At 71.7% G+C, this 13,407-nt stretch carries 12 protein-coding genes and 1 pseudogene; 6 read left to right on the top strand and 7 right to left on the bottom strand.

Features of this window, described 5'->3' with window-relative positions; genetic code table 11:
• The first annotated feature begins 56 nt into the window (after positions 1–56).
• The 4 genes and pseudogenes from ABZ671_RS19720 to serA all read left to right on the top strand — a co-directional run bounded on the left by ABZ671_RS19720 (position 57) and on the right by serA (position 5,428).
• Positions 57–1,934, top strand: a complete 1,878-nt coding sequence (locus ABZ671_RS19720) for an acetolactate synthase large subunit (protein ID WP_357859759.1) — start codon at positions 57–59, stop codon at positions 1,932–1,934.
• Positions 1,935–2,450 carry an acetolactate synthase small subunit gene (gene ilvN, locus ABZ671_RS19715; protein WP_357859756.1) on the top strand — a complete coding sequence of 172 codons (516 nt, stop codon included), beginning with the start codon at positions 1,935–1,937 and terminating at the stop codon, positions 2,448–2,450. It begins immediately after the preceding gene.
• Positions 2,451–2,520: 70 nt separating this feature from the next.
• Positions 2,521–3,552: pseudogene (gene ilvC, locus ABZ671_RS19710) on the top strand (ketol-acid reductoisomerase); the annotation flags it as partial.
• 277 nt (positions 3,553–3,829) lie between these two features.
• Positions 3,830–5,428 carry a phosphoglycerate dehydrogenase gene (gene serA / locus ABZ671_RS19705; protein ID WP_357859753.1) on the top strand — a complete coding sequence of 533 codons (1,599 nt, stop codon included), beginning with the start codon at positions 3,830–3,832 and terminating at the stop codon, positions 5,426–5,428.
• Positions 5,429–5,495: 67 nt separating this feature from the next.
• Here serA and ABZ671_RS19700 read toward each other — a convergent pair whose 3' ends face one another.
• A complete protein-coding gene (locus ABZ671_RS19700; RefSeq protein WP_357859750.1) occupies positions 5,496–5,852 on the bottom strand; it encodes a hypothetical protein in 357 nt (118 codons plus the stop codon).
• 345 nt (positions 5,853–6,197) lie between these two features.
• On the bottom strand, positions 6,198–7,040 hold the full coding sequence (locus tag ABZ671_RS19695) for an FAD:protein FMN transferase (protein ID WP_357859748.1): 843 nt from the start codon (positions 7,038–7,040) through the stop codon (positions 6,198–6,200).
• 148 nt (positions 7,041–7,188) lie between these two features.
• Here ABZ671_RS19695 and ABZ671_RS19690 point away from each other — a divergent pair, with 148 nt between their 5' ends.
• Entirely contained in the window at positions 7,189–8,220 is a 1,032-nt protein-coding gene (locus ABZ671_RS19690) for a 3-isopropylmalate dehydrogenase (RefSeq protein WP_357859746.1), read from the top strand.
• 161 nt (positions 8,221–8,381) lie between these two features.
• A complete protein-coding gene (locus tag ABZ671_RS19685; RefSeq protein WP_357859743.1) occupies positions 8,382–9,479 on the top strand; it encodes a branched-chain amino acid aminotransferase in 1,098 nt (365 codons plus the stop codon).
• 14 nt (positions 9,480–9,493) lie between these two features.
• Here the strand turns inward: ABZ671_RS19685 and ABZ671_RS19680 are convergent, their stop codons facing one another.
• The 5 genes from ABZ671_RS19680 to ABZ671_RS19660 form a co-directional block, all read right to left on the bottom strand.
• Positions 9,494–10,882, bottom strand: a complete 1,389-nt coding sequence (locus ABZ671_RS19680) for an acyltransferase (RefSeq protein ID WP_357859740.1) — start codon at positions 10,880–10,882, stop codon at positions 9,494–9,496.
• Between the two features lie 37 nt (positions 10,883–10,919).
• Positions 10,920–11,669, bottom strand: coding sequence for a tyrosine-protein phosphatase (locus ABZ671_RS19675; RefSeq protein WP_357859737.1), 750 nt, complete (start codon positions 11,667–11,669; stop codon positions 10,920–10,922).
• 58 nt (positions 11,670–11,727) lie between these two features.
• Entirely contained in the window at positions 11,728–12,138 is a 411-nt protein-coding gene (locus ABZ671_RS19670) for a PRC-barrel domain-containing protein (protein ID WP_357859734.1), read from the bottom strand.
• An 87-nt stretch (positions 12,139–12,225) separates the two neighbouring features.
• Positions 12,226–12,756 (bottom strand): carboxymuconolactone decarboxylase family protein, encoded by a 531-nt coding sequence (locus ABZ671_RS19665; RefSeq protein WP_357859731.1) that lies wholly within the window; start codon positions 12,754–12,756, stop codon positions 12,226–12,228.
• Between the two features lie 2 nt (positions 12,757–12,758).
• Positions 12,759–13,319: a peroxiredoxin gene (locus ABZ671_RS19660; RefSeq protein ID WP_357859728.1), complete on the bottom strand. Its 561-nt coding sequence runs from the start codon at positions 13,317–13,319 to the stop codon at positions 12,759–12,761.
• Positions 13,320–13,407 lie beyond the last annotated feature (88 nt).

The raw sequence follows: 13,407 nt of genomic DNA, 5'->3' as shown, positions 1-13,407 counted from the left end.
CTCGCGTTCCATCCTGAGAAGCGCATCACCCACTCCAGCCGAAGGCCTGAACCGCCATGACGAGACCTACGCCAGAGACCCTCGCCAACTCCGCCCGGCGAGCCCGCCCGGGCGCCGAGTCGGCCGGCGTCGCCGACCACGCCTCCACCGCCCGCAACGGGGCCGCCCCGGCCGCGCGGCAGCCCGGCCCCGCGCCGGTCTCCGGCGCCGGCTCGCTGGTGCGGTCGCTCGAGGCGCTCGGTGTCGATGTCGTCTTCGGCATCCCCGGCGGCGCGATCCTGCCCGCCTACGACCCGCTCTACGACTCCAGCGTCCGACACATCCTGGTCCGCCACGAGCAGGGTGCCGGGCACGCCGCCACCGGCTACGCCCAGGCCACCGGCAAGGTCGGTGTCTGCATGGCCACCTCCGGTCCGGGCGCGACCAACCTGGTCACCCCGATCGCCGACGCGTACATGGATTCGGTGCCGATCGTGGCGATCACCGGTCAGGTCGCGCGGCCGGCGATCGGCACGGACGCCTTCCAGGAGGCGGACATCCAGGGCATCACCCTGCCGATCACCAAGCACAACTTCCTGGTGCAGACCGCCGAGGAGATCCCGCGGGTGCTGGCCGAGGCGTTCCACCTGGCCGCGACGGGCCGGCCGGGCCCGGTCCTGGTGGACATCCCCAAGGACGTCCTGCAGGCGCAGACCACCTTCGCCTGGCCGCCCACCCTCGAACTGCCCGGCTACCGGCCGACCCTGCACCCGCACGGCAAGCAGATCCGCGAGGCGGCCCGGCTGATGACCAACGCCCGCCGACCGGTGCTCTACGTCGGCGGCGGCGTGCTCAAGGCCGGTGCCACCGAGGGCCTGCGTCGGCTGGCCGAGCAGACCGACATCCCGGTGGTCACCACCCTGATGGCGCTCGGCGCGTTCCCCGACTCGCACCGGCAGCACCTGGGCATGCCCGGCATGCACGGCACCGTCGCCGCGGTCTACGGCCTGCAGAAGGCCGACCTGATCGTGGCGCTCGGGGCCCGCTTCGACGACCGGGTCACCGGCAAGCTGGACTCGTTCGCGCCGGACGCGGCCATCGTGCACGCCGACATCGACCCCGCCGAGATCGGGAAGAATCGGCACGTGGACGTCCCGATCGTCGGCGACGCCCGGCACGTGATCGACGAGCTGATCGCCGCGGTCACCGCCGAGCGGGCGGCCCGGCCGGCCGTCGATCTCGGCGACTGGTGGGCTCAGCTCGACGACCTGCGCCGGCGCTACCCGCTGGGCTACGAGGAGCCGGCCGACGGCACCCTCTCCCCGCAGTACGTGATCAAGCGGCTGGGCGAGATCGCCGGCCCGGACACGATCTACGTGGCGGGCGTCGGCCAGCACCAGATGTGGGCCAGCCAGTTCATCTCGTACGAGAAGCCCCACACCTGGCTCAACTCCGGCGGCCTCGGCACGATGGGCTACGCCGTCCCGGCGGCGATGGGCGCCAAGGTCGGCAAGCCGGGCACCACGGTCTGGGCGGTGGACGGCGACGGTTGCTTCCAGATGACCAACCAGGAACTGGCCACCTGCGCGCTGGAGGGCGTCCCGATCAAGGTCGCCGTGATCAACAACGGCAACCTGGGCATGGTCCGGCAGTGGCAGACCCTGTTCTACGGGGAGCGCTACTCCAACACCGAGCTGGGCACCCACAAGCACCGCATCCCGGATTTCGTCAAGCTCGCCGAGGCGCTCGGCTGTGTCGGCCTGCGCTGCGAGAACGCCGCCGACGTGGACCGGACCATCGAGGCGGCCATGGCGATCAACGACGCCCCGGTGGTCGTCGACTTCGTGGTCGGCAAGGACGCCATGGTCTGGCCGATGGTCGCCGCCGGCACCAGCAACGACGAGATCATGTTCGCCCGGGGCGTCCGCCCCGCCTTCGACGAGGACGAACTCTAAATGAACCTGCACACCCTGTCCGTGCTGGTGGAGAACAAGCCGGGTGTTCTGGCCCGGGTCTCCGGTCTGTTCTCCCGGCGCAGCTTCAACATCGACAGCCTCGCGGTGGGAGAGACCGAGAACCCGGACGTCTCCCGGATCACCATCGTGGTCAACGCCGAGTCGTCCCCGCTGGAGCAGGTGACCAAGCAGCTCAACAAGCTGGTCAACGTACTCAAGATCGTCGAGCTGGACCCGCAGGTCTCGGTGGCCCGGGAGCTGCTGCTGGTCAAGGTCCGCGCGGAGCGTAACGCCCGTGCCCAGGTGCTGGAGACGGTGAACCTGTTCCGCGCCCGGGTGGTCGACGTCGGCCCGGACACCCTGACCATCGAGGCGACCGGCACCCCCGACAAGCTCGACGCGCTGCTGCGCGACCTCGAGCCGTTCGGCATCAAGGAGATGGTGCAGTCGGGCACGGTGGCGATCGGGCGCGGCTCGCGCGCGATCACCGCCGGCCCCTCGTTGCGCGCCGCCTGACCCACCTGACCCGGCGTCCCACGCGCCGCCGCAACCACCGCACGAGTCCACGACGGGCCGACGGGCACCGCCGTACGAAAGGGAAGTCATGAGCGTTGAGGTGTACTACGACGACGACGCCGACCTGGGCCTGATCCAGGGCCGCAAGGTCGCCGTGATCGGGTACGGCAGCCAGGGCCACGCCCACGCGCTGTCGCTGCGCGACTCCGGCGTCGACGTGGTGATCGGCCTGCCCGCCGGCTCCAAGAGCCGGCCGAAGGCCGAGGAGCAGGGCCTGCGCGTGCTCACGCCGGCCGAGGCGGCGGCCGAGGCCGACGTCATCATGATCCTGGCGCCGGACACCGCTCAGCGCGCCCTGTACGCGGAGTCGATCGCGCCCAACCTGACCGCCGGCAAGGCGCTCTTCTTCGGCCACGGCTTCAACATCCGGTACGGCCTGATCAAGCCCCCGGCCGACGTGGACGTGGCGATGGTGGCCCCGAAGGGGCCGGGCCACCTGGTCCGCCGCCAGTACGTCGACGGCAAGGGCGTGCCCTGCCTGGTCGCCGTGGAGCAGGACGCCAGCGGCAACGCCTTCGGCCTGGCCCTGGCGTACGCGAAGGCGATCGGCGGCACCCGGGCCGGCGCGATCAAGACCACGTTCACCGAGGAGACCGAGACCGACCTCTTCGGCGAGCAGGCGGTGCTCTGCGGCGGTGCCGCCGCGCTGGTGCAGACCGGCTTCGAGGTGCTCACCGAGGCCGGCTACGCCCCCGAGGTGGCCTACTTCGAGTGCCTGCACGAGCTGAAGCTCATCGTCGACCTGATGTACGAGGGCGGCATCGCCCGGATGCGCTACAGCATCTCGGACACCGCCGAGTACGGTGACCTCTCCCGCGGCCCCCGGGTCATCGACTCCCGCGTCAAGGAGGAGATGCGCAAGATTCTCGGCGAGATCCAGTCGGGTGAGTTCGCCCGCGAGTGGGTGGCCGAGGACGAGGCCGGCCGGCCGAACTTCGTCAAGTGGCGGGCCGAGGGCGCGGCGCACCCGATCGAGGAGACCGGGCAGAAGCTGCGCGCCATGATGAGCTGGGTCGACCGCCCCATCACCGAAACCGCCTGACGCCCGCCGCCTGAGGCGCACAACTTCGGGGAAGTTGCTGTCTCCCGACGCCGGGAGGCAGCAACTTCCCCGAACGTGCGCGGATCTTGCCTGGTCCCCGGTTCGATCGTGTGTGAGGGCACTCACCACGCACTCTGGGACACGCTGCCGGGACGGCCCCCTACGATCCTCCTAGGTGCGTAATCCGGCACTGACGGCCATGGCACCGACCAGCGTGGGGCGCAGCGCGGCGTCCCGTCGCCGAAGGCCGACCACATACGAGCGTCTACGAGGACCGATGAATCCTGTCGTACTGATCGCCGAAGAACTCGCCCCCGCCGCCATCGAGGTGCTCGCGCACGACTTCGACGTGCGTCACGTCGATGGCACCGATCGTCCGGCCCTGCTCTCCGCGCTCTCCGAGGCCGACGCGGTGATCGTACGCAGCGCCACCCAGATCGACGCCGAGGCGATCGCCGCCGCGCCGCGCCTGAAGGTCGTCGCGCGCGCCGGCGTCGGTCTGGACAACGTCGAGGTGCCGGCCGCCACCGCGCGTGGCGTCATGGTCGTCAACGCGCCCACCTCCAACATCGTCTCCGCCGCCGAGCAGGCCGTCGCGCTGCTGCTCGCCGTGGCCCGCAACACGGCCAGCGCCAGCGCCGCGCTCAAGGCGGGCGAGTGGAAGCGGTCCAAGTACACCGGCGTGGAGCTCCAGGGCAAGACCGTCGGCGTGGTCGGCCTCGGCCGCATCGGTGTGCTGTTCGCGCAGCGCATCGCCGCCTTCGGCACCCGGCTGATCGCGTACGACCCCTACATCCAGCCGGCCCGCGCCGCGCAGCTCGGCGTCCGCCTGGTCGGGCTGGAGGAGCTGCTGCGGGAGAGCGACTTCATCTCGATTCACCTGCCCAAGACGCCGGAGACGGTGGGCCTGATCGGCGAGAAGGAGCTGGCGATCGTCAAGCCGGGCGTCCGGATCGTCAACGCCGCGCGCGGCGGCCTGGTCGATGAGCAGGCCCTGGCCGATGCGATCGCCGAGGGTCGGGTCGCCGGTGCCGGCGTCGACGTCTACGCCAAGGAGCCCTGCACCTCCTCGCCGCTGTTCGCCTTCGACAACGTGGTGGCCACCCCGCACCTGGGCGCCTCCACTCATGAGGCGCAGGACAAGGCCGGCCTGGCCGTGGCAAAGAGCGTCAAGCTGGCGCTCCAGGGCGAGTTCGTGCCGGACGCGGTCAACGTGCAGGCCGGCGGCGTGGTCGCCGAGGACGTCCGACCGCTGCTGCCGCTGGCCGAGAAGCTCGGTCGGGCCTTCACCGCGGTGGCCGGCGGGGTGGCCGCCAGCGTCACCGTCGAGGTGCGCGGCGAGATCGTCACGCACGACGTGTCGGTGCTCAAGCTCGCCGCCACCAAGGGGCTGTTCAGCTCCGTGGTGGAGGAGCAGGTCACCTACGTCAACGCGCCGCACCTGGCCGCCGAGCGTGGCGTCGAGGTGGCCCTGACCACCCAGGCGGACACGGTCGACCACGCCAACCTGGTGACCGTACGCGGCGCGCTGCCGGACGGCCGGACGGTCAGCGTCTCCGGCACCGTGACTCACGCCGGCGCCCGCGACGTCCTCAAGCTGACCGAAGTGGACGGTTTCGACGTCGAGATCGGCGCGGAGGGCATCCTGGTCTTCCTGCGCTACGCCGACCGGCCGGGCGTGGTCGGCACCGTGGGCACCCTGCTCGGCGCGGCGGGGGTGAACATCGCCGCCATGCAGGTCGCCCGTCGCGAGGCCGGTGGCGAAACGCTGATGACGCTCACCGTTGACCAGGCACTCGGCGCCGACCTGCTCAGCTCGGCCGCCGAGTCGATCGGCGCGGTCGCGGCCAGCGCGGCCGACCTGCGCGACGAGTAGTCCACATCCGACGGATCGGGGGCCCGGCCGGCAGGCCGGGCCCCTCGTCGTATCCGCCCGCGGTCGGTCAGGGAGCGACGCGAGCCGGCGGTGGATAGACCGTGCCGTCCTGGGCGTCGAAGAGCATCAAATCGTGCTCGGCGGCCAGCCGCTCGATGTCGAGCAGCACCTGGTCCTCGCAGGTCGGCACGAGGTTCAGCTCGATGTGGTCGCTGGCCGCGTGCAGTGGGGTGACCTCCCACGGGGTGCCCGGACCGGTCGGACGGTCGGGATACGCGGCGGTGATCGCCCGGTAGAAGCCGACCACCCTCGGGTCGGGGTGCTGCTGGCCGTGCCACCCCTCGCGGCACCGCTGCACCGCCGCCCGCACCTGCTCGGGTGTGGCGCCGGCAGGCATGGCCCACACGCTCAGATCGAAACTCACGGCGGACAGCGTGCCATTTCCGGCACCTGTCCGTCATCCCTGCCGCGCCGCAGGTCGGTCCAGGGATGGCGGATCCGGGTGCGAAGACAGTCCGCTGTGGAGACTCTTGCGTCGAGTTGCGCCGATTCGCTAGCGTACTCGTGCGGTCACTGGCTGAGTTGAGACTTCGGCCCGTCTTCGGGTGGCGTGGTCGGGCGTCCGGCCTGCCGGCCCGCACCCCTCGATTGCGCGAGCCACGCGCACTCGTCGCTGACCGGCTCCCACGGTTGTTGCCGCGACCGTGGGGGCCGATCGCGGATCGTGCCCCGGAAACGAGGGCGGGGCGGCGCGGGCCGCGCGGGTGATTCAGCGTCGCCGGTCGGCGCAGAGCACCTGATAGTCCGAGCCGTCGCGGAACCAGGCCAACCCGACCGGTCCGGCGGCGTAGAGGGCGGTGGCGTAGGCGTCGGCCACCGCGAGGTCCGGGCCCACCACGGTGGCGGCGACGAGCTGCTCGGCCGGTTCGCCGGTGTGCGGGTCGACCACGTGTCCCTGGCGTCCGGTCACCCCGGAGGTGCCCACCGCGCCGGCCGTCATCTCCAGCATCAGCGGTGCGCGCTGCGCGTCCGTCGGATGGTGCACGGCGACCCGCCACGGACCGCCGTGCGGCGCGTAGCCGCGTACGGTGACGTCAGCGCCGCTGAGCACGGCGTAGTCGTGGACGCCGGCCGCGCGCAGCCGGGCCGTGGCGCGCTCCACGGCCCAGCCGCCGAGCAGGCCGCCCGGGTCGAAGCCGCCCGGCACCGCCCAGGCGTCGAACCACCCGTCGGTCGCCGCTCGCATCGCGGCGCAGCGCTCCACCAGGTCGGCGAGCGGTGGGTACGATCCGGGACTGATCTCGCCCCGGCGCAACTTCGACACCAGGCTGTCCGGTTGGTTCGGCCCGTACGTGAGGTCGATGGCGCGCAGCTCGGCGACCGCGTCCCGCAGCGCCTCCCCAACGCCTCGCCGGCCGAGCCAGGCGGGCGCGTTGAGCAGGAAGGAGTACTCGGCGGTCGAGGTGCGTACGGTGTGCCGGACGCTGATCCGGTCGACGGCGGCGGCGCCGGGCCGGCCGAGCCGGTTGCTGCGGGCGCCGAGACGCAGGTCGGGCCGGCTGAGGAAGGAAGGCTGGTCGATCCACCGGGTCCGTCGCCGCTCGTCGATCATTCTTCGACCCTAGGCAGCGGAGTTGACCGCAGCATGGGTGCAGCCTGAGAGCCTGCTGAATCTCGCCCATCCCGAATGCTGGAAGATGTGTACCGGGGGGCGGGACGGCGGCGTACCGTTGCGCGAAACGACGAGGTGAGGAGCGCAGGTGGCACGGATCGCGGTGGTGGCCGGAGACGGGATCGGACCCGAGGTGGTCGAGCAGGCCCGCAAGGTCATCGACGCGGTGCTGCCCGGCGTGACCGCCACCGAGTACGACCTCGGCGCGGCCCGCTACCACCGCACCGGCGAGGTGCTGCCCGACTCGGTCCTCGACGAGCTGGCCGGGCACGACGCCATCCTGCTCGGTGCGGTCGGCGACCCGACGGTGCCGCCGGGGGTGCTGGAGCGCGGTCTGCTGCTCAAGCTCCGCTTCGCGTTCGACCAGTACGTGAACCTGCGTCCGTCGCGCCTCTGGCCGGGGGTGTCCGGGCCGCTGGCCACCGTGAAGCCGGGCGAGGTCGACCTGGTCGTGGTCCGCGAGGGGACGGAGGGCCTGTACGCCGGCGCCGGTGGCTCGCTGCACCGGGACACGCCGGCCGAGGTGGCCACCGAGGAGAGCTTGAACACCCGGCACGGCGTGGAGCGGGTCATCCGGGACGCCTTCGCCCGGGCCGGCCGCCGCGAGCGGCGCAAGGTCACCCTGGTGCACAAGACCAACGTGCTGACCCACGCCGGCTCGCTCTGGGCCCGCACCTTCGAGGCCGTCGCCGCCGAGCACCCCGACGTGGCCACCGAATACCAGCACGTCGACGCCGCCGCGATGTTCCTGGTCACGCAGCCGCAGCGGTACGACGTGGTGGTCACCGACAACCTCTTCGGCGACATCCTCACCGACATCGCCGCCGCGGTGACCGGTGGCATCGGGTTGGCGGCCAGCGGCTGCATCAACCCTGAGGGGCGTTACCCGTCGATGTTCGAGCCGGTGCACGGCTCCGCGCCGGACATCGCCGGTCGGGGTGTCGCCGATCCGGTCGCCGCGGTGCTCTCCGCCGCGCTCCTGCTCGACCAGCTCGGCCACGCCGACGCCGCCGCCCGGGTCACCGCCGCCGTCGCCACCGAGCTGGCCGGCCGTACGCCGGGGGCGCCGCTGCGCACCGACGAGGTCGGCGACCGGCTCGCCGGCTACGCCGTAGCCTGACCGGGCTCGCCGCCGACGCCGAAACGCCGCAGCACCATCGGATGTTCCGATGCGTTGGATGGCGCTACCCGCTGAACGACCGTTCGGGGTAAGTTTCTGGCACCAGTGACGTCGGCGTGCGATGACGCGTGCCGTAAAGACCCGCAGGGAGGTCAGCGCGAATGAGCGGTGGTGACAAGCTCGATTTCGAGACCCGTCCGAATCCCGCGCCGGTATCCGCCGCCGACCGGGCCGCCCTGCTGGCGAATCCCGGGTTCGGTCGCGTGTTCACCGACCACATGGTGACGATCCGGTACGCCGACGGCAAGGGCTGGTACGACGCACGGGTGGAGGCACGCGCGCCGATCCCGATGGACCCGGCCGCCGCCGTCCTGCACTACGCGCAGGAGATCTTCGAGGGGCTGAAGGCGTACCGGACCGCGGAGGGGGGCGTGACGCTGTTCCGCCCGGAGGCGAACGCGGCCCGCTTCAACGCGTCCGCCCGGCGGCTGGCGATGCCCGAGCTGCCGCCGGAAACGTTCGTCGAGTCGCTGCGCCGGCTCGTCGAGATCGACCAGGACTGGGTCCCGCAGCCCGAGGACAGCAGTCTCTACCTGCGGCCGTTCATGTTCGCCAGCGAGGTCTTCCTCGGCGTCCGGCCGGCCAACGAATACCTTTACGCGGTCATCGCCTCCCCTGCCGGCGCATACTTCGCCGGTGGGGTCAAGCCGGTCACCGTCTGGGTCTCGCCGGACTACACCCGGGCGGCGCCGGGTGGCACCGGCGCGGCGAAGTGCGGCGGCAACTACGCCGCCTCGCTGGCCGCGCAGGCCGAGGCGATCGAGGCGGGCTGCGACCAGGTGGTCTTCCTGGACGCGGTGGAACGGCGCTTCGTCGACGAGTTGGGCGGCATGAACGTGTTCTTCGTCTATGACGACAACACGCTGGTCACCCCGCCACTGACCGGGACCATCCTGCCGGGTATCACCCGGGACGCGATCCTCACCCTGGCCGCCGAGTCCGGGCACCGGGTGGCGGAGCGGCCGATCAGCCTCGCCGACTGGCAGGCGGACGCGGCCAGCGGCCGGCTGCGTGAGGTGTTCGCCTGCGGCACCGCCGCCGTCGTCACCCCGATCGGCGGGGTGCGCTTCCCCGACGGGGAGTTCCTCATCGGCGGTGGCGAGCCGGGACGCTCCACGATGGCCCTGCGGCAGCAGTTGGTCGACATCCAGCGCGGCCGGGCCGAGGACCGGCATGGCTGGGTGCAGCGGGTGCTCTGAGCTACGTCGGCGGGTTAACCTCGGCTTCCCGACCCAGACCTGAGAAACCTTAGCGTGCCGGCCCCGGCCAGATAGGCGATGAGCGCCGGGACCGGCACGCCGAGCGGCTCGGGGGCCGACTCCGGCGTGCGGACGTTGATCGTCACGCCCAGCACCAGCAGGCCGAAGCCGGTGACGGCGAACGTCATGGGCAGCGCGCGGGCGAGCCCCCAGCCGCGTGCCCTGGGCCGGCGCCGCGGCCGTCGGTGGCCGGACCGGGCCTCGACCGGTCCGAAGATCGCGACCAGCCCGGTCAGCACCACGCTGAGCGTGAGCAGCCAGGGCACCCGCCAGGCGAACCAGGCGAGGGAGGCCACCGGCGGGGTGGGCAGCCGGTGCAGCGTGTCCAGGAGAGCGATCAGCAGCACGGCCGCGGTCAGGTGCCAGAGAAACATGGTGAGGACGACTGAGTTGACCGCGACCACCGCCTGCCAGGGGCGCCGCCGGCGCAGCCACCGCTCCGCCCGGCCCCGCAGCAGCAGGATCAACCCGAGTTGGGCGGTGGCGGCGGCGAGCAGCGCCACGGTGGGTGGGGAGGAGTTGTTCAGCCGCTCACCGGGCACCGCGAGCATGGCCACGGGGTACGGGCCGAGCAGGGTCAGCAGCGCCAGCGCCGCGAGCCCGCCGCCGAGGAACGCCAGGGCCGCTCGACGGGTCATCGGCAGCCGGCGTGTCCACAGCCCCCGGCGCTGTGGGGCGTCGTCGGGCCGGAGCCGGGTGTCGTACCAGGCGAAGCCGAGCTGGTGGATAGCCAGCCAGCCCAGCACGTAGTTCCCCTGTGCCAGGATGTCCCGCCCAGTCAGCTGAGCCACGTCACCGAGCGCCACGAGCGGGACCAGCGCCACCGCCACCGTGAGGCCGAACCGGCGGTGCAGCGCGTACATCGCCGGGGCCAGCGGAACCACGACGAGGTAGGCGCCGAGGAACCACAGTGGGATGGTGGCGAACCAGACCACGATCCGGATGTCCACCGGATCGGTGCCGTGCAGCCAGCCCGCCAGGGCGGTGCCGGCGAGCACCACCAGCAACACCGTGGTGGGCGGGACCAGGCGTGCGCTGCGGTCCAGCAGCCACCCGGTGACGGTTCCGCCGTGCCGCAACTGGCTGGTCAGCGACGCCGCGTTGGCGAAGCCGCCGACGAGGAAGAAGACCGGTATCACCTGCACCACCCAGGTGATCGGGTACGCCCAGGGCATGTCGGCGAGCGCCGAGTGGCCGGTGGGACGGCCGGCGGGGTCGTGGCCGATGACGGCAATGGCCCAGTGGCCGAGCACCACCGTCATGATCGCCAGGGCGCGGAGCAGATCGATGTAGCGTTCCCGCCCCGCCGGGGTCCGCTCGGCGAGCCGCTGCAGGCGGCGCATGAGATCACGTTACCGGGACCCCATGCGTCTCGGCGGCTCAGTCGAGGAGGTGGTCGCGAAGTGCGGCCAACTGCCCGTCGGTCACGCCGGCGTGGCGCAGATAGCCCTCCACGGAGCCGTGCCCCGCGCGCAGTTCGGTGAGGAAGAGCGCCATCGCCTCGGCGGGGGAGGCGAGGAACGGCTGCGGCAGTTTCCCGTCCGCCGGGCTGGTGGCCGCGACCCACGCGCTGAACCGTGCGGACGGCTCGGTGCTCAACGCGTAGTCGGCGGCGATGTCCTCGTCGGCTACGCCGAGCACGGCGAGGGTGAGCGCGCAGACGATGCCGGTGCGGTCCTTGCCGGCGACGCAGTGCACCACCACCGGCGCGTTGGCGCTGTCCGCGATCAGCCCGACCGCCTCGGCCAGTCCGGTGGTGCCCGTCTGGGCCAGGGCCGCGTACCGGTCGGCGAGCCAGCGCGCCAGGCTCTCCTCGGGGTCGTACGGGATGTCGGCCCAGTTCTCGTGCTCAGGGTGGATGTGCCGGTAGGTGAGGCCGTCGTAGGCCGGCACCCGGCCGTCGCGGGCCACCTCGCTGGGACGGCGCAGGTCGATGACGGTGCGGATGCCGAGGGCGGTGAACGCCGCCCGGTCGGTCTCGTCGATTCGGTGCAGCGAGTCGGAGCGGTAGAGCCGGCTGCAGCACACCTTCCGTCCGTCGTGGCCGGTCAGGCCGCCGACGTCGCGGAAGTTGAACAGGGCGGGGAAGGGGTTCCGGTGAGGGGTGTCCGTGGCGTCCACCTCTGACACGGTAACGGCCGGCGGGGCACAGATGTGCCCCGCCGGCCGTCAGGTGCAGGTGCCTCCGTTACCAGGCGGTGCCCGGCGGGAGCGACGAGTAGGTGTCGTCGTAGTACCCGCCGAGCCGCTCCCGGTACGCCGGATCCGTGTCGGTGGACACGTCGTACTCGGGCGCGGCCTTGATCTGGTCCTTGCTCCGGTCGACGTGGACCGTCCGTTCGTCGTGGTCGACGCGGTTGACGGTGCCGGCCGGCAGCATGACCTTCTTGCCGAAGATCCACGGCCCGGTGTCGACCACCAGATAGCTGGAGTTCACCTCGTGGCTGGCCTGGTCCACCTTGCCGATACCGCCGTCGCTCGCCTCCACCTTGTAGCCGACCAGGTCGATGCCGGTCACCCCGGCATCGTCCCGGTAGCGCCACGGGTCGAAGCGCCCCGCGGGCGTCCCGGGGGTCGTTCGAGGGTCGAGCCGCTCCATCGCGTCCACTCCCTTTCTCGACTTCTTCGGGGGATGTGCCCTGTCGGACCCTTCGTACCCGGTTGTGGGGATCGCTACACCGGCGGTTCAGGCCAGCGCGGCCTCCGCGTCGAGGGCCACCGCGGCGGCGTGCACGACGGCCGCGATCCGCAGCCCCTCGTGCACCTGATCCCGGCTGAACCCGGCGGCGCGCAGGGTCTTCTCGTGCGACTCCAGGCAGACACCGCAGCCGGTGATCGCCGAGACGGCGAGGCACCAGAGCTCGAAGTCGCCCTTCTCCACCCCCGGCCTGGCGATGATCTGCATCCGCAGCCGGGCCGGCAGCGAGGCGTACTGCTCGTCGCCGATCAGGTGCTTGGCCCGGTAGTAGACGTTGTTCATCGCCATGATCGTGGCCGCGCCCTTGGCCGCCTCGACCGCCTCCGGCGTGAGGTGACCGGCCGCCTCGGCGGCGATCTCCTTCAGCACCACCGGGTTGCGGGCCGCCACCGCGCAGGCCAGGGCGGTGCCCCAGGCCTGCTCCGGCTTGAGCGTCGAGGTGGCGATGGTGGAGCCGAGGTTGAGCTTGATGTCCTTGGCGTACTCGGGCAGCGCCGCCTTGACCGCGTCCAGGCCCATTGTCAGGCCCCGGTGCCGGCGAGCAGCGTGGTGGCGTCCAGGGTCGCGCCGCCCTTGTTCCAGTTGCACGGGCAGAGCTCGTCGGTCTGCAGCGCGTCCAGCACCCGCAGCACCTCGGAGACGTTCCGGCCGACCGAGCCGGCGGTCACCATCGCGAACTGGATCTCGTTGTTCGGGTCGACGATGAAGGTGGCCCGCTGGGCGACGCCGTCCTCGCCGAGCACGCCGCAGGCGGCGGTCAGCTCACGCTTGATGTCGCTGAGCATCGGGAAGGGCAGCTCGCGCAGGTCCGGGTGGTCCTTGCGCCACGCGTAGTGGACGAACTCGTTGTCGACGGAGACGCCGAGGACCTGGGCGTCCCGGTCGGCGAACTCGCCGTTGAGGCGGCCGAACTCGGCGATCTCGGTGGGGCAGATGAAGGTGAAGTCCTTCGGCCAGAAGAAGACCACCCGCCACTTGCCCTGGTGGGACTTGTGGTCGATCGTCTCGAACGCCTTCTCGGCGTCCAGCGACACGCAGGCGGTGAGTTCGTACTCGGGGAAGCGGTCACCGACAGTGAGCACAGGTCCTCCTTGAGAGCGGCTTGTCAACGGCGCGAGGCCGGTAACTGGATCGGTTCCAGATTAACCTGAAGCCTTGTTTTCGCTTGTC

It is taken from the genome of Micromonospora sp. NPDC006766 (genome assembly GCF_040636055.1).
In the GTDB taxonomy this organism is placed as follows: domain Bacteria; phylum Actinomycetota; class Actinomycetes; order Mycobacteriales; family Micromonosporaceae; genus Micromonospora.
This window is presented reverse-complemented; position numbering and strand designations above follow the sequence as displayed.